This window comes from Rhodococcus sp. MALMAid1271, assembly GCF_049195265.1.
In the GTDB taxonomy this organism is placed as follows: Bacteria; Actinomycetota; Actinomycetes; order Mycobacteriales; family Mycobacteriaceae; genus Rhodococcoides.
Map to the genome: position 1 here is coordinate 123,813 of NZ_JBMIRQ010000097.1, position 23,675 is coordinate 147,487.

Annotated in this window: 19 protein-coding genes; 6 read left to right on the top strand and 13 right to left on the bottom strand. The window is 64.9% G+C overall.

Going from position 1 to position 23,675, the window contains the following annotated elements; all coding sequences use genetic code 11:
- Positions 1-47: 47 nt before the first annotated feature.
- Entirely contained in the window at positions 48-650 is a 603-nt protein-coding gene (locus tag ACOQFP_RS15190; RefSeq protein ID WP_421584784.1) for a TetR/AcrR family transcriptional regulator, read from the top strand.
- Here ACOQFP_RS15190 and ACOQFP_RS15195 read toward each other — a convergent pair.
- Both ACOQFP_RS15195 and ACOQFP_RS15200 read right to left on the bottom strand, forming a co-directional pair.
- On the bottom strand, positions 647-2,383 hold the full coding sequence (locus tag ACOQFP_RS15195) for an acyl-CoA dehydrogenase family protein (protein WP_421584785.1): 1,737 nt from the start codon (positions 2,381-2,383) through the stop codon (positions 647-649). The two genes, ACOQFP_RS15190 and ACOQFP_RS15195, sit on opposite strands and share 4 nt — an antisense overlap.
- 75 nt (positions 2,384-2,458) lie before the next feature.
- Positions 2,459-4,210 (bottom strand): proline--tRNA ligase, encoded by a 1,752-nt coding sequence (locus ACOQFP_RS15200; protein ID WP_421584786.1) that lies wholly within the window; start codon positions 4,208-4,210, stop codon positions 2,459-2,461.
- A 69-nt stretch (positions 4,211-4,279) separates the two neighbouring features.
- Here ACOQFP_RS15200 and yaaA point away from each other — a divergent pair, with 69 nt between their 5' ends.
- From yaaA to mgtE, 3 genes are read left to right on the top strand one after another with little or no spacing between them, the layout of a single operon-like run.
- Positions 4,280-5,023, top strand: coding sequence for a peroxide stress protein YaaA (yaaA, locus tag ACOQFP_RS15205; RefSeq protein ID WP_341244000.1), 744 nt, complete (start codon positions 4,280-4,282; stop codon positions 5,021-5,023).
- Complete coding sequence (locus ACOQFP_RS15210) at positions 5,020-6,231, top strand: DUF2786 domain-containing protein (protein WP_206490468.1); 1,212 nt, start codon at positions 5,020-5,022, stop codon at positions 6,229-6,231. Before yaaA ends, ACOQFP_RS15210 begins: the two co-directional genes overlap by 4 nt.
- A 42-nt stretch (positions 6,232-6,273) precedes the next feature.
- Positions 6,274-7,620, top strand: a complete 1,347-nt coding sequence (gene mgtE / locus ACOQFP_RS15215; protein WP_421584787.1) for a magnesium transporter — start codon at positions 6,274-6,276, stop codon at positions 7,618-7,620.
- Here the strand turns inward: mgtE and ACOQFP_RS15220 are convergent, their stop codons facing one another.
- The 10 genes from ACOQFP_RS15220 to mqo form a co-directional block, all read right to left on the bottom strand.
- Positions 7,621-9,051, bottom strand: coding sequence for an MFS transporter (locus ACOQFP_RS15220; RefSeq protein WP_206490653.1), 1,431 nt, complete (start codon positions 9,049-9,051; stop codon positions 7,621-7,623). It lies immediately after the preceding gene.
- Positions 9,052-9,115: 64 nt separating this feature from the next.
- The gene (cobA, locus tag ACOQFP_RS15225) at positions 9,116-10,351 is read right to left on the bottom strand and encodes a uroporphyrinogen-III C-methyltransferase (protein WP_421584788.1); all 1,236 of its coding nucleotides are present in this window, start codon (positions 10,349-10,351) and stop codon (positions 9,116-9,118) included.
- A gap of 11 nt (positions 10,352-10,362) precedes the next feature.
- Positions 10,363-12,045 (bottom strand): ATP-binding cassette domain-containing protein, encoded by a 1,683-nt coding sequence (locus tag ACOQFP_RS15230; protein ID WP_421584789.1) that lies wholly within the window; start codon positions 12,043-12,045, stop codon positions 10,363-10,365.
- 69 nt (positions 12,046-12,114) lie between these two features.
- Positions 12,115-13,782 carry an alkaline phosphatase D family protein gene (locus ACOQFP_RS15235; protein WP_421584790.1) on the bottom strand — a complete coding sequence of 556 codons (1,668 nt, stop codon included), beginning with the start codon at positions 13,780-13,782 and terminating at the stop codon, positions 12,115-12,117.
- A complete protein-coding gene (locus ACOQFP_RS15240) occupies positions 13,779-14,198 on the bottom strand; it encodes a cobalamin biosynthesis protein (RefSeq protein WP_421584791.1) in 420 nt (139 codons plus the stop codon). The genes ACOQFP_RS15235 and ACOQFP_RS15240 overlap by 4 nt, the downstream gene beginning before the upstream one ends.
- Before the next feature lie 12 nt (positions 14,199-14,210).
- Positions 14,211-15,605: a cobyrinate a,c-diamide synthase gene (locus ACOQFP_RS15245; protein WP_341243907.1), complete on the bottom strand. Its 1,395-nt coding sequence runs from the start codon at positions 15,603-15,605 to the stop codon at positions 14,211-14,213.
- Entirely contained in the window at positions 15,599-16,219 is a 621-nt protein-coding gene (gene cobO / locus ACOQFP_RS15250) for a cob(I)yrinic acid a,c-diamide adenosyltransferase (protein WP_421584792.1), read from the bottom strand. The genes ACOQFP_RS15245 and cobO overlap by 7 nt, the downstream gene beginning before the upstream one ends.
- Positions 16,220-16,228: 9 nt before the next feature.
- Positions 16,229-18,148, bottom strand: coding sequence for a magnesium chelatase subunit D family protein (locus ACOQFP_RS15255; RefSeq protein ID WP_421584793.1), 1,920 nt, complete (start codon positions 18,146-18,148; stop codon positions 16,229-16,231).
- Between the two features lie 249 nt (positions 18,149-18,397).
- Entirely contained in the window at positions 18,398-18,874 is a 477-nt protein-coding gene (locus ACOQFP_RS15260; RefSeq protein WP_206490450.1) for a GNAT family N-acetyltransferase, read from the bottom strand.
- Positions 18,875-18,885: 11 nt separating this feature from the next.
- Entirely contained in the window at positions 18,886-20,406 is a 1,521-nt protein-coding gene (mqo, locus tag ACOQFP_RS15265) for a malate dehydrogenase (quinone) (protein ID WP_206490448.1), read from the bottom strand.
- Between the two features lie 177 nt (positions 20,407-20,583).
- Between mqo and ACOQFP_RS15270 the strand changes: the two genes are divergently transcribed.
- Complete coding sequence (locus ACOQFP_RS15270; RefSeq protein ID WP_421584794.1) at positions 20,584-21,624, top strand: alpha/beta hydrolase; 1,041 nt, start codon at positions 20,584-20,586, stop codon at positions 21,622-21,624.
- On the top strand, positions 21,621-23,006 hold the full coding sequence (mtr, locus tag ACOQFP_RS15275) for a mycothione reductase (RefSeq protein ID WP_421584795.1): 1,386 nt from the start codon (positions 21,621-21,623) through the stop codon (positions 23,004-23,006). The genes ACOQFP_RS15270 and mtr overlap by 4 nt, the downstream gene beginning before the upstream one ends.
- Positions 23,007-23,017: 11 nt before the next feature.
- On the opposite strand, the gene ACOQFP_RS15280 is transcribed toward mtr, so the two are convergent.
- Positions 23,018-23,584, bottom strand: a complete 567-nt coding sequence (locus ACOQFP_RS15280; protein ID WP_421584796.1) for an alpha/beta hydrolase — start codon at positions 23,582-23,584, stop codon at positions 23,018-23,020.
- Positions 23,585-23,675 lie beyond the last annotated feature (91 nt).

Below are 23,675 nucleotides of genomic sequence, written 5' to 3' on the forward strand. Positions count from 1 at the left end.
TGATTACTTATTTTCGACCGTAAGTTATCGACTGATAACCTGTCAACATGTCCGATACCCCCACGCCCAGAGCAACCCGCATGGACGCAGCCGACCGTCGAGAACTCGTTCTCGCCGCCGCGACACGCGCGTTCGCCCGCGGGGGCTACGCCGGAACCAGCACGGATGCCGTGGCGAAAGAGGCCGGGGTCTCGCAGCCGTACGTCGTCCGCATGTTCGGAACCAAAGTCGAGTTGTTCTGCCTGGTCTTCCAACGCGCCATCGACGGCATCATGGCGGCTTTCGACAACGTACTGGCCGGCGGCCCACTCGACCACACCGACGATCAAACGTGGGCGAAGCTCGCCGGTGCCTATGCCGATCTGGTGGCCGACCGCGACCTACTCCTGGTGATGATGCACGGCTTCGGTGCCGGCGCGGTACCCGAGATCGGCCGTCGAGCACGAGAAGGTATGGGTGCGATCTACACTCAGATCCGTAGCGGCACAGGATGTTCGCAGGACCAGGCCAGAGAGTTCATCGCGCACGGAATGCTGCTCAACGTACTGTTGTCGATGCAGGCACCCGAGCACCCGGACGACAGCGTCGCACTGCACGAGATGACGATGTGCGCATTCGGAACCACGTTGGTTCCGGCAGACCCCGACTAGGGGCGCATCTCGTACCGACCGTCGTACGAGACGACCTCGTTCCACACCGCCTCGAAACGATCGGCGTCCACCACGGGCTTACGGATGGCATCGAGCGCCCACTGCTGTTGCGCCGCAGTCGAAGACGGCTTTCCGTACAGTGCGACCGCGTACCCGGAGAAGTCCCTGATCTGGAAATCGAAGATCTGGTCCATCATCTCGGTCGAGATCTCGTCGGCCTGCTCGAGCAGGAGATGACCGTAGACGACGAGCGAGAACAGATGACCCACGACGAGTAGGAAGTCGAGGTCCTTCTGTTGCGCTTCGTCCGGCGCACACTCGGAAAGAAACGATCCGAACGCCAGTGCCTGCTCGTAAAAACGCTCGACGTTCGGTATGCCGGAATGTTTCCGATACAGCGGATTCCAGTCGTGGAATCGCACCGCGCTCGCGCCGCGGGCCGGACCTTGGGCAAAGAAGAAGCTGTCGTCTACCGGCTCGGACGAGGAGACGATATCGGGGTAGTCGGTGGGCGAGAACATGTACGCAGGCATGAATTTGAGCATCAACGCGACGTTGACGTGGACCGTGCCCTCGAGTTTCGGCAACGTACCGATCAACTGGGCGGCTTCACGGAAGTAGGTGTTCTTCTCGTATCCCTTGGCTGCGATCACGTCGTGCAGCAGACCCACGACGGTTTCGCCCTCCGACGTGACCTTGGCCTTGGTCATCGGATTGAACAGCAGATAACGCCTGTCCTCCGGTCCGGCGGCACGGAAGTAGTCCAGCGCTCGCGCGCTGAACAGCTTCATCGCGATCAGGCGTGCGTAGCCGTCGACGAATGCGGCACGCACATGGGGGAAATCGGTGACCCGGTTGCCGTACAGAATTCTGTTGTGCGCGTGCGTGATCGCCTCGTAGAACGCATGCTCGCAGATACCGATCGAGCCGGTGCACAGATTGAACTTGCCGACGTTGACCGTGTTCAGAGCGGCCGAGAACGCGTCGGCTCCGGTGTGCAGGATGTCCTGCCTGCGGACCGGGTAACTCTCCAGCGAGAACGTGCTCACGTACATCTGTCCGTGCACGACGGACTCATGCAGCCGGTACGCAGGATGCGCGCTGTCGGCGACGAAGAAGACGTACGAGTCCGGCCCCTCCACATCGGTCCGCCGACCGAACACCGACACCATGCCCGCCACATTGCCGTTCCCGATGTAGTACTTCTCCCCCGATGCCGTGAACTCCGGGCCCTCGAAATCCTCGGAATTCTCGGAGGTGGGCGTCAGCAGCATGTCGGTGGAATACACGTCGGCACCGTGTGTCCGCTCGGACAATCCGAACGCCATGACTGCGCCACCATCGAGCTCTGCCGCGGCCCGCCGCTTGGCATCGTCGTTGGCGCTCATCCAGATCGGCCCGAGGCCGAGAACCGTGACCTGCCAGGTGTACCAATACGCCAAACCGTAGAACCCGAGAATCTCGCTGAGCGCAGCGTTGCGGGCGGCGTCCCAGCGCGTATTCGGAAGACCGTTCGCGTAGGCGGCGGGTGTGGAAAACGTTGCGAACAGCTTCTGTTCCGCGACGAATTCGAGAAAATCCGAGGGCCAGACGCTGTCCAGATCGTCTGCCAGCAGCCTGTCCTTGCCTCGACTCTCGAACCATTCGATCAGGGCACGCAGCTGTCTCCGAGAATCGTCGTCGAGCTCGGTGGGATCGAAGGTGGCCGGATCGAACAACGCATACTGACCCACGGTGTGACCTCTCCTAGTCGTTGACTCGAAGCTACCAGCGGGTACACGACGGCGCGGAGAGATCGGCAGACTGTCCTACGCGGTGTGCCGGACGGCCTTCACGATCTCCTCGACTGCCGTATCGATGTCCAGTTCACGACTCTCTCCGGAGAAGCGATCGCGGATCTCGACCTTGCCGTCGGCCCAGCCGCGTCCGAGGACGACCACGAGCGGGACCCCGATCAGTTCCGAGTCCTTGAACTTCACTCCCGGTGACGCCTTGCGGTCGTCGAACAGAACCTCGATTCCCTGCGTATCGAGTTGTGTTGCAATGGACTCCGCACCTGCACGGGCGGCATCGTCCTTGTTCGCGATCACCAGATGGACATCGGCGGGCGAAACCTCCGACGGCCAGCGCAGGCCCTTGTCGTCGTGCATCTGCTCGGCGATCACCGCGACCAGCCGTGAGACGCCCACCCCGTAGGAACCCTGCACCAGACGGACCGGCTTGCCGGTCTCACCCAGAACATCGACCGAGAACGCATCGGTGTACTTGTAACCGAGCTGGAAGATGTGCCCGATCTCGATCCCGCGGGCACTGACCAGGGGGCCACGACCATCGGGAGAGATGTCGCCATCGCGCACCTCGGCCGCTTCGATCGTGCCGTCGGGTACGAAGTCACGTCCGGCGACGAGGTTCACCACGTGCTTGCCCTTGACGTCCGCACCGGTGATCCAGGTGGTCCCGTCGACCACCCGCGGATCGACGAGATACCGAACTCCGTTGGCCTGCAGTGCACGAGGCCCGATGTAGCCCTTGACCAAGAACGGATTGGCCTCGAAATCAGCATCGGTCAGCAGCGCGAACTCGGCGGGCTCCAGCGCGGCTTCGAGGCGCTTCTCGTCCACCTCTCGGTCACCGGGCAGGCCGATCGCCAGCAGCTCCCACTCGCCCTCGGCGTTGCGGACCTTGAGCAGAATGTTCTTGAGTGTGTCGGCCCCGGTGACGGTACGACCCAGATCAGCGCCGTTGGCCCATTCGACCAAGGTCGCAATCGTGGGCGTGTCACCGGTCTCGTAGTCGAGTGCTGCGGGCTGACCCTCGATGGGCAGCGGCGCAGGCGCCGGGGTGGTGACGGCCTCGACGTTGGCCGCATAACCGGACTCGAGGCAGCGAACGTAGGTGTCCTCACCGATATCGCTCTCGGCCAGGAATTCCTCGGATGCACTACCTCCCATGGCACCGGATGTCGCAGCGACGATGACGTACTTGACGCCGAGCCTGGCGAAGATGCGCTGGTACGCCTCACGGTGAGCGGCGTAGGACTTCTTCAGGCCGTCCTCGTCCATATCGAAGGAGTACGAGTCCTTCATCACGAATTCGCGTCCGCGCAGAATGCCTGCGCGGGGTCGCTCTTCATCGCGGTACTTGGTCTGGATCTGATACAGCGTGACCGGCAGATCCTTGTACGAGTTGTACTCGGCCTTGACCGTCAGCGCGAACAGCTCTTCGTGAGTGGGTCCGAGCAACATGTCGTTGCCCTTGCGGTCCTGCAGCCGGAACAGTGCGTCACCGTATTCGGACCATCGATTGGTGGTCTCGTACGGTTCGCGCGGCAGCAGAGCGGGCAGGGAGATCTCCTGCGCGCCGATGGCATTCATCTCCTCACGCACGACACGTTCGACCTGCCGAAGCACCCGTAGCCCCAGCGGTAGCCATGAGTAGACACCGGGCGCGATACGTCGAACGTATCCGGCGCGAACCAGCAGCTTGTGGCTGTCGACCTCGGCCTCGGCCGGATCGTCGCGAAGGGTGCGGAGGAACAACTGCGAAAGGCGGGTGATCACGGGTTGTCAGACTAGTCGCTCGTACAGCGCCTGTGAGCAGGTGGCCGCGAAGTGAGTAGCCTCTAGCCCGTGCTGATTCTGCTTCCTCCCTCCGAGACGAAGTCCGACGGCGGTTCCGGAGCACCCCTCGATCTCAACCGGTTGTCGTTGCCCTCTCTGCTCCCCCTTCGCCGCACACTCGCCGACGCGCTGGTCGAGCTCTCCGCCGACATCGACGCATCGGTCACCGCGCTCGGGCTCGGCCGGACCCAGATCGACGAGATAGAACGCAATGCTCGACTGTGGACCTCACCCACCGCGCCCGCGCTGGCGCGCTACACCGGCGTGCTCTACGACGCGCTGGACGCGCGTTCGTTCACCCGTGCCGGTCGCGCCAGGGCACACGCGAGATTGTGGATCGGGTCGGCGCTGTTCGGGGCCGTCCGCGCCTCCGACCCGATTCCGTCCTATCGGCTGTCGGGGGGCTCGTCGATCCCTGATTTCGGAACACTGCGATCGCACTGGAAGCCTGAACTCTCCGATGCCATCCTGAGCGAGGCCGAGGGGGTTGTCGTCGACCTACGCTCGGGCACCTACCAACAGCTCGGGCCGATCCCCGGCGCGATCACCGCAACGGTGCTCACCGAGAAACCGGACGGTAGTCGATCGGTGGTGAGCCACTTCAACAAGCACCACAAAGGACTGTTGGCTCGCGCGCTGACCCTGACCACCGCCGAGCCCAAGGATGCCAAAGCTGTTGCGCGCGTGGCCTCGAAGGCAGGCTTGCGAGTGGAAGTGGCCTCGAACACCGAAGTGATCGTGCTCACCGAATGACCGATATTCCCGGTCTGCTCCGCAAGGGTGCCGACGCGTCGTCCGGAAAGACCAAGAGCCATCGCATCGCCGACGACGTCGCCGATCGATTGGTGTCGCTGGACGCGACCGCACTCGGCTCTCTGACACTGACGAACATGATCGAGGTTCTGTACGAAAACGGTTGGCAGCCAATGGATCTGGTGCACGTCGTGCGCCGTCAGCACACCGTCGCGGTGGCCGCACTGGCCGCAGCGGTCCTACTGCATCAGGCCGATCTCACCGACGCCGACTCACGAGCACCTCAGGACTGGGTGGACCAGCTGTCCTCGATCTGCGAACAGTTCCCGAAAGTCGCGGCTCGGGTGGAGGCCACACCGGATTTCCTGACCGCCTACCTCGCAGCGTCCGGCAAGTCCGACTACATCGCCGCGAGCGATCAATGGCTCGATGTGCTGACCCTGCTCGGTCGCTGGCAGACCCTTCCCCGTTGGCCTCAGCTCGGTCCGAAGCCCTCCCAGTGGCCGCGGGCTCGCCCGACGGTGGTCGGTGTGGCCGGTTCCGACGCACCGAACACCAAGATGCTGAGCAAGATTCGCGGATTGTTGGCCAAAGCCGATGCCACGGATTTCGAGGAAGAAGCCGAGACGTTGACGGCGAAGGCGCAGGAGTTGATGACCCGCTACTCCATCGACACCATGCTGCTCTCCCGCGGCAACATCGATATTCACAGTCGACGCGTGCACGTCGACGGCCCGCATGCGCCTGCAAAGGCTCAACTGCTCCACGTCGTGGGAACCGCCAACCGCGTCAAGGCCATCTGGGATCCCGAGTTCGCTGTGGCGACTCTGGTGGGATCGCCCGTCGATGTCGAGCAGACCGAATTGTTGTTCACCTCACTGTTGGTGCAGGCAACACGGGCGCTCGGCCATTCCCCCGAAGCGAAGAAGCGCAAGAAAGCAGGTTCGGCTGCCTTCGGCAAGGCGTTCCTGTACGCCTACGCCGTTCGTATCGGAGACCGCCTGTCCGACGCCGACGCGCACACTCTCGCCGAGGTCGGTCACGAATCCGAGGATCTGTTGCCGATGCTGGCGGCCCGGACCGTCGCCGTCGAAGCGGAATTCGATCGGCTGTTTCCGACGGCCAAGCCGATGCGCGGACCCCGCCTCGACGCCGAGGGTTGGGATTCCGGTCATGCCGCGGCCGATCGAGCCGATCTCACCCGCTGACGCGTCGTTCGCCCGACCCGAGCACCAAGGCAAAATGGTTCTGTGCCCGAAACTCTCGACGACATCATGACGCGAACCTCCGAATTGCTCGCCGAGCGCGATATGGCCGCCCTGTCGACGTTGATGGCAGAGGTGTCGACCACGGATGCCGTGCGGATACTCGAGCGGGTCGACTCAGCTCAGCGTGCGGTGCTCTATCGCCTGTTGCCCAAGGACGAGGCGGTATCGGTGTTCGAGCGGTTCGACGCCACGGTGCGCAGTGAGCTGTTCGAGAGCCTGCGCAGCGACGACGTGATCGCACTGTTCGAGAACCTCGACCCGGACGACCGCGTCGAACTGCTCGACGAACTGCCCTCGAATGTCGCGCATCGAATGATGCGTGGACTCTCCCCCACGCAACGAGCGCTCACGGCACCGATGTTGGGATACGACCGGGGAAGCGTCGGACGGCGAATGAGCCCCGAATACGTGCGCCTGCACAGCGATACGACGGTGGCCGAGGCGCTCGATGCCGTGCGCCGAACCGGCTCGGATGCCGAATCGGTCTATGTTCTGCCGATCACCGACGAGCAGCGGAGGCTGCTCGGTGTGGTCACCCTCGCCGATCTGGCAACCGCGGCGTCGACGACAGCCGTGGGCGATCTGTATTCGGTTCATCTTGTGGTGAAGGCGGACTCGTCCGCCGAGGTCGCGGCCCGGCAATGCTTCGAGCACCGCAGCCCCGCTGTCGTGGTCGTCGATTCCGAGAGAAGGCTCGTCGGGATTCTCACCCTCGAGCAGTCCGCACGCATTCTGGAGGAAGCCGAGGACGAGGACGCCGCTCGCGCGGGCGGTTCGGAACCGCTACGGCGGCCCTATCTGTCCACGCCGGTGCTGTCCATCGTTCGCTCGCGGGTGGTGTGGCTGCTCGTGCTGGCCCTGTCTGCGATTCTCACGGTGCAGGTACTCGAGATCTTCGAGCACGCACTCGCCGCCGTCGTGACTCTCGCCCTGTTCATCCCGCTGCTCACCGGGACCGGAGGCAACACCGGTTCGCAGGCCGCGACCACCGTCACCCGCGCTCTGGCGCTGGGCGACGTACGACCGCGAGACATCGCCGCGGTGCTGTTTCGCGAGGTTCGGGTCGGAGCGACGATGGGTGCCATGCTAGGCACCTTGGGCTTCGTCATCGCCGGACTCGTCTACGACTGGCACCTCGGCGTCGTGATCGGAACCACATTGCTGTCCATCTGCACCCTTGCGGCGACGGTCGGCGGTGCCATGCCGCTGGTTGCCAAGAAGATCGGTGTCGATCCCGCGGTGTTCTCGACGCCGTTCATCTCGACCTTCTGCGATGCAAGCGGATTGATCGTCTACTTCCTCATCGCCAAGGCAGTTCTCGGCGTGTGATCAGCTCTTCTGGGCGTCTTCCTGAGCGGCCTGGGCTTGAGCTACCTGCTGCGGGGTGAAGCGGATGAACAGCGCCGCGGCTCCCGCGATCACGGCACAGACCGCGCAGCAGAACAACGCGAACATGTAGCCCGAGCTCAGGGCGTCGAGTTGCAGGTCGTTCATCAGATTCGCCGGTCCCGACGTGCCCCCGAGGGATAGGGTTCGTGAGGTGACCAACGCCCCGATCACGGCCAGAGCCAGCGGACCACCGAGTGTTTGCGCAACCAGCGCGATCGCGGTCAGCGGACCGATCTCGGTGGGGCTGACCCCGGCGATGGCGCACAGCGGCAGTGGAACCACCGTCAGACCCACTCCGAACCCGATGCCGATGACGGGGAAGAACAACCCGGGGAAGTATGCCGAATCCGCGTTCATCGTCGTCACCGAGACCATCAACCAGCCGATCATGATGACCGCACCGCTGAGAATCAGCCATCGCGGGGCGATCCGGGTGACCAGTTGCGAGGCGAGGAACGCCGCGGCACCGAGACCGAAGGCGAACGGAACGAACGCCAGACCCGCGTGCAGCGGGCTGTAGCCCAGGATGTCCTGGACGAACAGGGCCACGTACGCCGCCAGGCAGAACATCACGCCACCGGCGAAGAAGATCGCCACGAACGTGGCAACGCGGTCGCTGCTGCCGAACAACGAGAACGGCAGCAGCGGATTGTCGGCCCGCCGCTCGACCATCAGGAACAGTCCGAGGAAGAGCAGCCCTGCCACCAGCGAGACGATCACGATCGGATTGGTCCAGCCCAGTTCGGTGCCCTCGCTCAGCGCCAGCACGACGCCGGTACAACCGAGCGTCGCCAGGATCGCGCCGGGCACGTCCAGCGCCAATTTCGCGCCGACCGTCTCCTGAAGCGACACGACCGCGAGCACCACGATGACCACACCGATGGGCACGTTGATCAGGAAGATCCAGCGCCAGGACACCTCGGTGAGCGCTCCACCGATGATCAGACCGGCGATGGATCCGACACCGGTCATGGCCGCATAGATCGCAATGGCCTGGTTGCGCACCGGTCCCGGTGCGAAGGTCGTCGCCACCAACGCGAATGCCGTGGGCGAGGCCACCGCGGCACCGACACCCTGCAACGCTCGCGCCGCGACCAGGGTGGCTTCGTTGACCGCGAGGCCGCAGAGCAACGACGCGACGGTGAACAGCACCACGCCGGCCAGGAACATCTTCTTGCGTCCGAAGGCATCGCCGAGCCTGCCGCCCAGCAGCATCAGCCCGCCGAAGGCCAGTGCGTACGAGGTCAGCACCCAGTTGCGGCCCGCGTCCGACAGCCCGAGATCGGCCTGGAGCGGTGCCAGCGCCAAGTTGGCGACGGTGCCGTCGAGCACCACCATCAATTGCAGGCCGCTCAGGACGATGATGGCCATCCCGAACGCGCGGGTGGTCACCGGGTATTTGATCTCGGTGACGGAGTTGTCGGGTATCGGTGTTTCAGGCACGAGAGTTCACGGTACCGGCGTTGACAGAGAAACCGGCAACAGTTCCGATAACAACGATTGCAGGAGGCCTGATCCCTGCTTCACGGACGGCCTCGGCGACAGTGCTCAGATCCGCCCGAACCTCGCGCTGGGTACGCATCGTGCCCTCCTGTACGACGATGACCGGAGTGTCGGCCGCCCGGCCGCCTGCAACCAGTACGTCGGCAAACAGCCCTATCCGCTCGACGGCCATGAGCAGCACGATGGTGCCCTCGAGCTTGGCCAGAGCTGCCCAATCGACGAGCGAATCGGGGTGATCAGGGGCCACATGGCCGCTGACGACGACGAACTCGTGGGTGACGCCTCGATGCGTCACCGGGATTCCGGCCGATGACGGCACCGAGATCGCACTGGTGATGCCGGGTACCACGGTCACCGGAATTCCCTCGGCCGCGAGCGCCTCGAGCTCCTCGTATCCACGTCCGAACACGTAGGGATCGCCGCCTTTGAGCCGCACGACGAACTTCCCGGCTCGCGCACCGTCGATCAACGCCTGGTTGATCGCTTCCTGCGCCATCGCGCGGCCATACGGAATCTTGGAGGCGTCGATCACCTCGACGTGCGGCCCCAGCTCGGCGAGCAGCTCGGGCGGAGCGAGGCGGTCGGCCACCACGACATCGGCGTAAGCGAGCAGCCTTCGTCCGCGGACGGTGATCAGATCGGGATCACCGGGGCCACCACCTACCAGCGCGACACCGGTCATCGGGGCATGCGCCGAATCGGCAACCACACCGGACTGCAAGGCCTCGATCACCGCATTGCGCACAGCAGCGGACCGCCGGTGCTCCCCGCCTGCGAGCACACCGAGGGTCAGGCCGTCCCACTCGGCCGAGGCGGGCGTCACTGCCGTCCCGTCCTTGGCGATGTCTGCGCGGACGCAGAAGATCTTGGCCGCAGTGGCCTCTGCGACGATCGCGACGTTGGTCTCGGCCTCGTCGGTGCAGGCAATGGCGTACCAGGCCCCGGCGAGGTCGCCCTCGCGATACTCGCGCAATTCGAGCGTCACCTGGCCCGCCGTCGCCATTGCCTCGACGGCGGGTGTTGCCTCACGAGTGATGACGTGCACCACGGCACCGGAGGAGATGAGCAGCGGCAATCGACGCTGCGCGACGGTGCCACCCCCGACCACGACGACGCGTCGCCCGTCCAGATTCAGGCCGACCAGATAGGGAGAATCAGTCGCGTTCACGAGAGGAAACGCTACCGCGCGCGCTGCACCCTCTTCTCGTCCCATACTGGCTCGGCGGATTCGTAGGCCTGACCGGTGCTGCCGAACACCAGGAATCGGTCGAAGCTGCGGGCGAACCAGCGGTCGTGTGTCACCGCGATGACGGTGCCGTCGAACGCCGCGATCGCGTCCTCGAGCGCATCGGCCGACATGAGGTCGAGGTTGTCGGTGGGCTCGTCGAGCAGCAGCAGTGTGGCACCGGAGAGTTCGAGCAGCAGGATCTGTACCCGGGCCTGCTGGCCGCCGGAGAGATTGTCGTAGGACTGCTCGGCAGCGCGGGCCAGACCGTATCGGTCCAGTGCCCGCCCCGCGGCCTCCCGTCCCATCCCGTCCCGATGCTCGTTGCCCATGTGCAAGATGTCGAGCAACGTGTTGCCCGCCAGGTCCGGGCGGGTATGCGTCTGCGCGAACAGTCCAGGCCGCACCCGGGCCCCGAGGACCGCCGTGCCGGTGTGCGGTACCGGATCCAACGCGAGCTCCTGCACCGGCTGGTGTTCCTTCTCCGGATCGGTACCACCGTTGGCGAGCAGCCGCAGAAAGTGCGATTTGCCCGAACCGTTGGAGCCCAGCACGGCGACGCGGTCTCCGTACCAGATCTCGGTGTCGAAGGGCTTCATCAGTCCGGTCAGTTCCAGTGCCGTACAGACCAACGCACGCTTGGCAGTTCGGCCGCCGCGTAGACGAACGGTGACGTGCTGCTTCAACGGCACCGCTTCCGGCGGTCCGGCCTCCTCGAACTTGGCCAACCGGGTCTGAGACGCGTGATATCGAGCGGCAACCCCGTCGTTGAACTTGGCCTTCTCCCGCAGACGCAGGACCAATGCCCTGAGTTTGACCAGTTCCTCGTCCCACCGCCGACGCAGTTCGTCGAGCCGAGCATTCCGGTCCTCGCGCGCGGCGTGATACGTCCCGAACCCGCCGCCGTGCACCCACGAGGTAGCACCGCTGACGCCCGGCTCCAGCGTCACGATCCGGTTGGCGGCGTTGGCAATGAGCTCCCGGTCGTGGCTGATGAACAGGACGGACTTGTCGGAATCGCGAATGGTCGCTTCGAGCCAGCGCTTGCCCGGCACGTCGAGATAGTTGTCCGGCTCGTCGAGAAGCAACAGAGTGTCCGAGCCGGCGAACAACGCTTCGAGTACGAGGCGCTTCTGCTCACCGCCACTGAGAGTCGACGCACTGCGCCACTTCGCTCGATCGAACGGCATTCCGAGTGCTGCCGTGGTGACCTTGTCCCAGAACGGCTCGAGGTCGTAGCCGCCGACATCACCCCAATCCGCCAGAGCCTGCGCGTAGTTCATCTGGGTCTTCTCGTCGTCGACCTCGATCATCGCGTTCTCGGCTGCATCGAGCGCAGCGGCAGCCGTTCGAACTGCGGGCGGGGCCACCGACAGCAGCAGGTCGCGGACGGTCGAATCGTCGCGCAACTGACCGACGAACTGCCGCATCACCCCGAGCGAGCCCGAGCTCGACACAGAGCCCTCATCCGCGGTTTCGTCGCCCGCGATGATCCGGGTCAGCGTCGTCTTGCCGGTTCCGTTGGGGCCGATCAGCGCAGCCTTGGCACCGTCGCCCACCCGAAATCCGACGCCGTTGAGCAACTGCCGTCCATCGGGCAGGAAGTAGACGATGTCGTTCAGTTCGAGGTGGGCCACAACGAACCAGCCAACCTCATCGGCCCCGCGATGGCCAATCGTTTCTCGGCCGCCGAGGGCGAGCCGTCTCTAGGCGAGGGCCAGGGTCGCGGTCTCCGTGAGAACCTGCTTGCCTGCATCGTCGACATTGGCATGGCGCACCTGCAACCGAGCCGAGTCGCCGTGCAGGGTCAGCAACATCACGCCGTTGTCGAACCACGGCCCCGCCTCCGCCTCCCACTCGACACCGGATGGCCCCACGTGCGCAGCGCGCGCCAGCTGCGACAGGACCCTGGCCGCAGGGCGCTTGATGGCCAGCTTGTTGACCGCGCGAATCGGCAGATCCAACGGATTGCGGAACGGCGACATGGTGAGCTGATAGGTCGCCGGTACCGCGCGGCCGCCCACCCCGAAGTCCGCATTCGCGACATAGGAGCAGTGCACGTCTCCCGAGAGCCACAGGATGGAGGCGGGTGTGTTCTCCCCGCGGGAGAGCTCACGGGTCAGAGCTGCCATGTCGTGGAACGAGTTGGTGAAAGCCGCCCAGTGTTCGAGATCGAGACCGATGCGCATCTTCTCCGCCACCTTGGCCGGCAACCGGCCCCAACTCCCCTGCGCCACAGCCTCGTTCCACTGTTCGAGGTGATGCAGGGCAGGCAGCATCAGGTAGGGCAACGAGGAACCGAACAGCAGATGCCGCGGAGTCCTCTCCATGGCTCGCTCACGTACCCAGGCCCATTCCTTCGCATCGACCATCTCTCGGTTGTTCGGATCGAGATTTCGCGAGCAGCGTGAGTCGATCATGATCAACCGGGTATCACCGAAATCGCGACAGAAGCTCCACCGTCCGGCCTCGGGCTTCCGGTCCACGCGTAAGGCGAAGTCCGCCAACAACTTCTCTCGCTCGGCATCGCAGGCGGCCGATCGTACCGCGGAGTACATCTGGTCCTGCGCCAGTTCGTTCGGCGACAGATTACCCAGGTGCTGATACACCCAGTACGAGGAGTACGCGCCGACGACGCGGTCGTTCCACCACGGCCGGGTCTCGATGTCCCGACGCCAGGAGGCCGAGGAATTCCAGTCGTCGCGTAGGTCGTGATCGTCGAGGATCATGCACGACGGGATGCTCGCCATCAATGTTCTGACCGGCTCGAGCCCCCACGACTCCCGGTACAGCCAGGAGTACTCCTCGAAATCGCAGATCTCGTTGTCCGCATCGGTGCCGATCGCACTCGTCGGCCCTTGCCCCGACCGTCGGCGCTCCTGCAGCCGCTCGAGGATCTCCGGCGATGGATCGTCGGCGTAGACCTGGTCACCGAGCAGCAGCAACGCCTGCGGCCACTGACCGGGATCCTGCTCGATCAGCGCATTCCCGAGTCCGGCCAGGGCGTCGGCCCCGATCTGATCGAGAGATTGTTTGCTGTAGTTGTCGCCTCGTCGGCACGATCCGAATGCCAACGTGACAGGCCCGTGGACGTCGACGGTATGGATGGCGGCTCGGCGGCCCTGAGGCGGCCACACCGTGCGCTCGTCCACGAACACCTCGTAGTGCACGGTGGAATCGGCGGGCAGCCCTTCCAGTGCGACCAGCGCGAAATGATGGCCGTACAGGCCCCACGTGCGTTCCTGCGCCCGAACGCCGGTGTCGGTGACGACCGTGACGGTCGATGCTTCGGCCATCTCGAACCACAGGGTCGCCGTGTCGGTGCCGACGTACCGGGCGATCGGGCCGAGCACAACAGCGCTGTCGGGGTTCATTCGATCCACAGTGCCCGGGTCGGTCGACGTTTACCAGCCTTCGGCACGAAATTACCGGCCACCTCGCTCACCGCGCCCACCGCGACGACCACCGCACCCTGGACGGTTCTCGGCACCAGCAACGGTCCTGCCGCACCGGCCAGGCGCACCGCGGCCTCGGCGACGCTGGCAGAGCCGACGGCGTCGAGAACGCGCGGCGAGGAACTCGTCGTCGTGACCTGCGCGAGTTCGGACCCCGAGTACGTCACCCCTCGCACCCCCATGTTCGACGCCACCGCCGACACCAGTTCGGCTTTTCCGTCGATCGAGGCGATCGTGTCGACCTGCCAGTTCTGCTGCAGCACAGTCGAGACGACGCGTATCACCTCGGTTGCATCTACTCCCTTCCGCGCTCCGATTCCGACTACCACGCGCATGGTCGACCGGCTCTACGCCCGCGCGTAGTCGACTGCGGCGCAGACGAATCGACTGATGGCGTGAGGATTGCCTGCGGCGTGGGTGTGCAGGTACGACGCGTGCACTCCGCCGCGGACGAAGCCTTCGCGCACTGCGGTTCTGCCGTCCGGGCGTTGTGTGTGCCAACCCCAGGCTGCCGAGGCCCCCTCGCGAACGTCGACGAGCGCGGTCCGATGGAACTCATGGCCGGTGACGCGAGTTCCTGCATCGAACAGGGTCGAGGATTCGAGGGCCACGGCATCGCGGTACCCGAGGGTGAGGGTGTTTCCGAATCGCGCGTCGACATCGATGACACCGGCCATGGCGTGACCGTCCAATCGCCTGGCCAGGTAGAGCAACCCAGCGCATTCGGCATGAACGGGTAATCCGCGGGCCGCGGCAGATCCTATGTCGGACAGCAACACTCGATTCTCGGCCAGCGCTCCGGCGTGTTCCTCGGGGAATCCGCCGGGCAGCACTACTGCTGCCGTGCCGGTGGGCAATCCGTCACGCAACGGGTCGAAAACGGCGACGTCGGCCCCGGCGGCGCGAAGCAGTTCGACGTGCTCGGTGTAGCCGAAGGTGAACGCGGGGCCACCCGCCACTGCCACGACCGGTGCGCCCTCGGATCTTTCGACCTCGTCCTCGGGATTCCACTGGGCCGATGTCACCGACGACCTGGCCAGGGCGCTCACTGCCTCCAGGTCGACGAACTGCGAAACGAGTGCGCTCATCGCTTCGACAGCATCGGTGGCCGCTCCCCCGTGTTCGATGGCGGTGATCAACCCCAGATGCCGGGACGGCACCACCAGTTCGCTCATTCTCGGCAACGCGCCGAGCACCGGCACACCCACCCGCTCGCACGCTTGACGCAACACATCCTCGTGACGCGTGCTGCCGACCCGGTTGAGGATCACACCGCCGATGCGGACGCTGGAATCGAAGGTCGAAAACCCATGCAGCACAGCCGCGAGAGACTGGCTGTGGCCGCGCGCATCGACGACGAGAACCACCGGAGCGCCGAGCATGGCGGCCACCCGCGCGGTCGATCCTTCTGCGGATGCCTCCCCTGGGCCGGTCATGTCGATCTTGCCGTCGAACAGTCCCATGACGCCCTCGACGACGGCGATATCGCAACCCCGGCTGCCGTGCCGAAACAGTGGGCCGATGCGATCGGCACCGACCATCACCGCATCGAGATTGCGGCCTGGCAGCCCGGCTGCGAGGCCGTGATAGCCGGGGTCGATGTAGTCCGGGCCCACCTTGAACGGTGCAACCTTTCGGCCTGCGGCCCGCAGCGCTCCCATCAAACCGGTGGCCACGGTCGTCTTACCGCTACCCGACGCGGGAGCCGCGATCACCACGGCCGGACACGTCGGGCTCACCATTCGATGCCTCGCTGTCCCTTTCGGCCCGCATCCATCGGGTGCTTGATCTTCGTCATCTCGGTCACCAGGTCCGCGGCCTCGATCAGCTCGCGGGGCGCATAGCGTCCGGTGACGACGACGTGTTGATCACCCTGACGATTGCGCAGAACCTCGACCACCTCTGCGACATCGACCCAGCCCCACTCGAGCGGGTAGGTGAATTCGTCCAGTACGTAGAACCGGTATGTCTGTTGTTCGATCCGACGGACGATCTCGCGCCAGCCCTCGGCCGCGGCCGCGGCGTGATCGACCTCGCTCCCTTTCTTGCGGGTCCACGACCACCCCTCGCCCATCTTGTGCCACTCGACCGCTCCGCCGACACCCGAGCTCCGGTGAAGTTCCCCGAGAGCCCGAAACGCCGCTTCCTCGCCGACCTTCCACTTCGCACTCTTGACGAACTGGAACACCCCGACGTCGAAGCCCTGATTCCAGGCCCGCAACGCCATCCCGAACGCTGCGGTCGATTTTCCTTTACCCGGGCCGGTATGGACGGCGAGAACGGGTTGGTTGCGTCGCTGTCGGGTCGTGAGACCGTCCTGCGGAACGGTTCCCGGAGCCGGTACACCCTGAGGCATCGCTGGCCCCTACGCCGCTGCGCGGACGACGGCGGTGACCTGCTCGGCAGACAGGTCGGACAGCGCGACGTAGCCGCCGCCGAGAGCCGCGGCGAACTCTGCGGCCAATCCGAGTCGGACCATTCCCGATTCGCAGTCGACCACGACCGAGGCGATCTTGTCCGAGGCGATACGGCCGGCGGCGATCCGAGCCCGACCGACGGGATCAACGCCTCCGGTGGCACGGCCATCGGTCAGGGCAACCACGAGCGCTCGACGGAGCGGGTCTCGAACCCGTTCTCGCAGAACCAGTTCGCGGGCTTTCACAAAGCCCTGTGCCAGCGGTGATTTTCCACCGGTCTTCATGGTGCGCAGTCGCGTCACGGCCACGTCCACCGAAGACGTCGGCGGCAGCACCGTCTCGGCGGCCGTGCCACGGACGGTGATCACTGCCACCTTGTCGCGTCGCTGATACGCATCGCGGAGCAGCGACAGAACAGCGCCGGTCACGGCCGAGAGCCGGTCTCGCGCAGCCATCGATCCCGAGGCGTCGACGACGAAGACGATCAGGTTCCCCTCGCGGCCTTCCTTGATGGCCCCCCGCAGATCCGATGGCTCTAGCCGCAATCTGCCCGACGTACGTCCTCGAACGACTTGGTGCTCGGCCGCAGCGAACAGGGTGCCGATCAGATGCAGGCTCCTGTTTCGTTCGGCGGTGGGCCGCACCGACCGTCCGTGCGTGGAGCGCGACCGCGATCGTCGGCCCGGGGCACCCTCACCCACTCCGGGGAGCTCGATCAGACGGGCCCGGAACTGCGCTCCTGGAGTTCCTGCCTGCTTGTCACCGCCGGCTCCGGAGGGGCGCGGCTGAGCGGATCGGTCCTCGTGAGGCCGGGAAGTTTCCGAGGATTCGGTGTCCTCGGCACGGTCCGGCAAGGGGGCACCCCCGCCGCCGTCCGGGTCCGGCTCGGGATCGGGGTGCTGATCGGCCTGTTCGGCGGCGTCTCGCATCGCCTCGTCCAGTTGCTTGTCGTCGATGCCGGGCTCGTCGAACGGGTCGCGTCGACGCCGATGCGGCAGCGCCAACTCGGCGGCAACTCGCACGTCCTCTTCTGCCACCTCCCCTGCACCTCTCCACGCGGCGTGGGCGGACGCGGTGCGCGCGAGCACCAGATCGGCGCGCATCCCGTCGACGTCGAAGGACGCACAGAGGGCGGCGATACGCCGAAGTTCCTTATCGCTCAGGACCACATCGTCGAGGATCTTTCGGGCGGCCAGAATCTGCTCGGCCACGGCGGCATCCTCGTCGCGGAATGCAGTGGCGAACGCGTACGGGTCACGCTCGTAGTCCATGCGGCGGCGCACGACGTTCATGCGGACCTCCACCTCACGCGAGGCCGTCACCTCCACCGCCAGACCGAACCGGTCGAGCAGCTGCGGGCGAAGCTCGCCCTCCTCGGGATTCATCGTTCCCACGAGCACGAATTGCGCTGGGTGAGAATGCGATACACCATCGCGTTCGACGTGCACCCGGCCCATCGCGGCCGCGTCGAGCAGCACGTCGACGAGGTGATCGTGCAACAAGTTCACTTCGTCGACGTAGAGAACTCCGCGGTGCGCCGCCGCGAGCAGGCCGGGCTGGAATGCGCGTTCTCCGTCGCGCAGCACCTTCTCGAGGTCGATGGAGCCGACCACCCGATCCTCGGTGGCCCCGACCGGAAGCTCGACCAATTTCGCCGGACGCGATCCCTCCGCGTCCTGCACCGCAGGCAGCAACGTCGCGAGAGCGCGTACCACTGTCGATTTCGCGGTGCCCTTCTCACCTCGAACCAGCACACCGCCGATCCCTGGATGCACGGCACACAGAATCAACGACAAGCGCAGTTGGTCCTGACCGACAATCGCACTGAACGGATATCCCGGTTCGGGACCACTCCCATTTCCCTGCACAGCTTCGTCCCTTCGTGCCCGGAGTTCCGCGCCGGGCGTTCGGTGAAAATCGCGAAGCCGGGCGGCGATCTGGCTGACAGGAGTATTCGCTGAACGAAGACCTTCCTGAACACAGTGGCGGGACCGCGCCTGATTCACACAGGACTTCTCCGCGACCGACTTCGGAATCGAACACTACAGCCGAACACACGAATGCCACACACGGTGTGACCGTGTGTGGCATTCGCAGATCGGGTGTTGCGGCGGTTGTTACGCCTCGCTCCAGGCTGTGCCGCCGCCCCGACGCATCGGAGTGTGCGGAATTCCGTCCTCGAGAACTTCCTCGCCGTCGGGCAGGAATCCGTGCTTGGCGTACATGTCGACGAGGTAACTCTGCGCGTTGATCCGGCACGGTGCCGAGCCGACCTCGGCGAGCGCTGCCCGCAGGATCCTCGTGGTGTGGCCCTGCCCTCTGGCCGAGCGCTGGGTGCAGAGTCGACCGATCCGGAAGGCCTTCTCCCCGTCGTCGTGCTCTTCGAGCAGACGAAGGGTGCACACCACTTCACCGTCACGTTCGAGCCAGAAGTGCCGCGTATCGGCGAGCAGGTCACGCCCGTCCAATTCCGGGTATGCGCACGCCTGCTCCACCACGAACACCTCGACGCGCAGCTTCAACAGGTCGTACAACGTGTTGTTGGACAGGTCTAGTGCCCATGATCGTTTGAGAGCTGCTGCTTGCGTATTCATACCTTTTGCTATCACACACCCGTGGGCTGTGCGACCTCACGCGTGTTTTCGAGCTGCAGAGTTTTCGACGTCCAGCTCCAGACCTCGTCGAACAGCGACCTGTTCTGGGCCAGCTCGACTCCCAACGACGGGACCATTTCCTTGAGCTTGGGCTGCCAGGAGTCGTACTTGTCACCGAAGCAGCGTTGCAGCACGTCCAGCATCGCCGGGACGGCGGTGGAAGCACCGGGCGATGCACCGAGCAGGCCGGCGATGGTGCCGTCCGCAGCATTGACCACTGCGGTGCCGAACTCGAGCACGCCGCCGCGCCCCTTCTTGCGGATGACCTGAACGCGCTGGCCGGCGGTGACGAGTTCCCAATCCTTCGCTACCACTGTGGGTGCGAACTCCCGAAGCGTCTCCACTCGATCTGCCTGCGACTGCGCCAGCTCGCTGACCAGGTACTTGACGAGTCCGAGCTCGGTCACACCGACACCGAGCATCGACATCAGGTTGCCGGGCTTGACCGAACCGGGCAGGTCGGTGACCTTGCCCTGCTTGAGGAACTTGGGCGACCAGCCGGCGTAGGGGCCGAACAACAGGCCCTGACGGCCGTTGATGACACGAGTGTCCAAGTGCGGCACCGACATCGGCGGAGCGCCGACCGAGGCCTTGCCGTACACCTTTGCCGAATGTTGAGCGATCAGCTCGGGGTTGGTGCAGCGCAGCCACTCGCCGCTGACCGGGAAGCCACCGAATCCCTTGATCTCCGCGATACCGGACTTCTGCAACAGGTGCAGTGCCCCACCGCCCGCCCCGACGAACACGAACTTGGCGTTGACGGTCTTCTTCGCGCCGGTCCGCTGGTTGACGACCTTGACATCCCAGGTGCCGTCGGACTGCTTGGAGATATTGCGCACATCGTGCCCGAAATGCACGGTGCTGCCCGCCGAGGACAGGTAATTGAGCAGCTGCCTGGTGAGCGCTCCGAAATCGACGTCGGTGCCGTCCTGGCTCCAGTTCAACGCCACCGGATCGGAGAAGTCACGACCGCGAGCCATCAACGGCAACCGCTTCGAGAATTCGTCCTTCGAGTCGATGTACTCCATCCCCGCGAACAGGGGGTTGCCCACGAGCGCCTCGTAGCGCGCGCGCAGGTACTCGGCGTTGTCCGCCCCGTGCACGAAGCTCACATGCGGAATGGGGTTGATGAAGTTCTTGGCATCGGAGAGCACACCTTCTTCGATGCCGTGCGCCCAGAATTGCCGCGAGACCTGGAACTGCTCGTTGACCTTGAGCGCCTTGGTGATGTCGACGCTGCCGTCCTTGTTCTGCGGCGTGTAGTTCAGTTCACACAGCGCCGAGTGGCCGGTGCCCGCGTTGTTCCACGCGTCGCTGCTCTCGGCTGCAGCAGCATCGAGGCGCTCGTAGACGTCGATCGACCAGTTCGGTTCGAGCTGACGGAGCAGCGCACCGAGGGTGGCGCTCATGATTCCGGCACCGACCAGAACGACGTCGGTCTTGATCCGCTTACCCTGCTCTTCGTTTGACACTGGAGAATCGACTTCCTTGTCTGTGGAGGTCTCGATCGGAGAACTCAGCTGTGTAGAGGGCTACTGACCCGATGCGGACAGGTTACTAGCTGGGCCTACCCCGTCGGACACCACGTCAACCCGAGATCGATTGTGCTCCTCGGACGCAGCGAACGGCGCCCACTACAGTTGTGATCTGTGACTACCTGGGTGCCCGATGTCCTCGGCGACGGCTACGAACAGACGACCATTGCACTCGGAGACGATCCGGATGGAGAAGGGCAGGTCGAGGCCACTCTCGTTCGGTATCAACCGCCCGGAGCAGCCAACGTCGAGCGCGCGGTCGTCTACGTCCACGGGTTCACCGACTACTTTTTCCAGCGACACATCGCCGAGCACTTCGCGGCGATGGGATATGCCTTCTACGCGCTGGACCTACGCAAGTGCGGCCGCTCACGCCGCGAAGGCCAGACCGCTCACTTCGTGACAGATCTGGCAATGTACGACGCCGAACTCGACGAGGCTCTGCGGCTGGTGCGCACCGAGCGCCCACAGGCCCCGGTACTGCTGATGGCCCACTCCACGGGCGGCCTCGTTCTGCCGCTGTGGCTCGCCCGCCTCAACCGCCGGACAGGCGGTACCGCCGGCCTCGGCCTGAGCGGGGTGGTGCTCAACAGCCCGTGGTTCGACCTGCAGGGACCACCCGCCGTTCGCAGCGTAGGTACCGCGGCGATCGACCTGATCGGGCGTCTTCGGTCCAAGACGAAGGTCCCCGGCACCGGCCTCGACACCTACGGTCTCTCGCTCGCCGCGTCGGAGAACGGTGAGTGGGAGTACAACCTCGATTGGAAGCCGCTGTCCGGCTTCCCGATCACCTTCGGCTGGATTCGCGCTGTTCGTCGCGGGCACGCCGAACTGCACCGAGGCCTCGACATCGGTATTCCCTCGTTGATTCTCCGCTCGAAAGTAACGCACTTCTCCCGCCGCTACAGCTCGGCCGTCGACGCTGCGGACGCCGTTCTGGACGTTCGGCAGATCGCACGCTGGGCCGGCTGCCTCGGCGATCGCACCACGATCGTTCCGATCGAGGGAGCACGGCACGATGTGTTTCTGTCCACCGAAGGGCCTCGCGCACGGGCCTTCGAGGAAATGGACGAGTGGATCGAATGGTTGCACCGAAGCGAGAGCCTCGGCCACGCGTTGGGCAAAGACCACAGTGAGAGCGGACACATTTCATGACAGAGCACTTCGACATCGCGATCATCGGCTCCGGATCAGGAAACTCCATCGCCGATTCGCGATTCGACAACAAGAAGATCGCTCTGCTCGAGGAGAATTCGACGTTCGGCGGCACCTGCCTCAACGTCGGCTGCATCCCCACCAAGATGTTCGTCTACGCCGCCGAAGTCGCCCGTACCGTGCGTGACTCGGCGAAGTACGGCGTCGACGCCCACGTCGATGCGGTGCGCTGGCCCGACATCGTCGACCGCGTCTTCGGTCGTATCGACCCCATCTCCGAGAGCGGAAAGAGCTACCGGGCCGAAGGCAGCCCCAACGTCACGCTCTTCGAGGGCCATGCGACGTTCGTCGGCCCCCGCACCATCGATACCGGCACCGGCGCCGTTATCACCGCAGACCAGATCGTCATCGCGGCCGGGTCCCGGCCGGTGGTGCCGCAGTCCATCCTCGATTCGGACGTCTCGTACCACACCAACGACGACGTGATGCGACTACCGGAGCTTCCCGAGCATCTGGTGATTCTCGGATCCGGCTATATCGCAGCAGAATTCGCGCACGTGTTCTCCGCCCTCGGCTCGAAGGTCAGCATCATCGCGCGCAAGGGCGCGCTCCTGCGCGCGCTCGATGCCGACATCTCGCACCGGTTCACCGAGCTGGCCGCCGCGAAATGGGACGTCCACCTCGATTCCGGTGAGTCGACGGCGATCTCCGAGAACGGACTGCAGGGTGTGGTGCTCACGGACGGCACGAAGGTACTCGGCGACGCATTTCTCGTTGCTGTGGGCCGCGAGCCGAACGGGGACCGTCTCGACCTGGGCACGGCCGGCATCGAACTGGACGCCGAGGGCCGCATCGTCGTCGACGAGTTCGGTCGTACTACGGCCGAAGGAGTGTTCGCCCTCGGTGACGTCTCGTCTCCGTACCAGCTCAAGCATGTGGCCAACCAGGAAGCCCGTGTCGTTCAGTACAACCTGCTCCAGGACGCGTGGCACGGCGACACCACGGCGTTGCGCGCCAACGATCATCGTTTCGTTCCCGCTGCCGTGTTCACCGATCCACAGATCGCCGAGGTGGGCATGACCGAGCAGCAGGCCCGCGGCGCCGGCCTGGACATCACGGTCAAGGTGCAGAACTACGGCGATGTCGCCTACGGCTGGGCCATGGAGGACAGCGAAGGCCTCTGCAAGATCATCGCCGAGAAGGGAACCGGGCGTATTCTCGGTGCCCACATCATCGGGGCCCAAGCTCCGACATTGATTCAGCCGATCATCCAGGCGATGAGCTTCGGACTATCGGCCCAGGACATGGCCCGTGGCCAGTACTGGATTCATCCCGGGCTGCCCGAGGTGGTCGAGAACGCGCTGCTCGGTCTCGAAGTGTAGGTCCGACCCACTCACCAGGGGCTGGTGCGGAGCGCGATTTCGGTGGCCAGTGCCGCCGCCGCATCAGCAGGGATGTTCGCCACTCCATCGAGCTGGACCACCCGGAAATCCGAGTAGGCGAACCGCCCGCTCGCGTCGGCCGGCGTCCGTCCGAGCGAGGACCCGATAACCAAGGTCGTCGGTATTTCGACGGCCGGGCAGTCGGCGGCGCGAACCACGCCCTGCTCGTCTGCGATGGCGGGGTGGCAGCGGTTCACGGCGATCAGGCTGGCGAATCGCCCGAAGGTTTTCGCGGCCAAGGTCCATGCCGATTCTGCACCCGCACCACTGCCGACCAGGTGCACCCAGGACAACTTCAGTTCGTCGAGAACGGCGAGGACGACCTCGTCGCTCACGCCGTCGATGCTTTCCAGCGCAACGGTTTTCAGGTCGGAATTGTGAAGACGCTCGCTGACGGCGTCGTAGACGTCCACCGGATCATCGGCATCGGGAAGTAAAAGAACAGCGTGCCGACTGTCCGGGCCCGCGACTCGAACCGAACATTTCCCGCCCGCGGCACTCACATGCGTGAACTCCATGGGAACGACGGTACTGCCTCTTGCGCCGAACTCGTACCGGTTCTATGGTTAGTTACATGAGTAATGAACCATTGAGGCAAGTAACCGACCT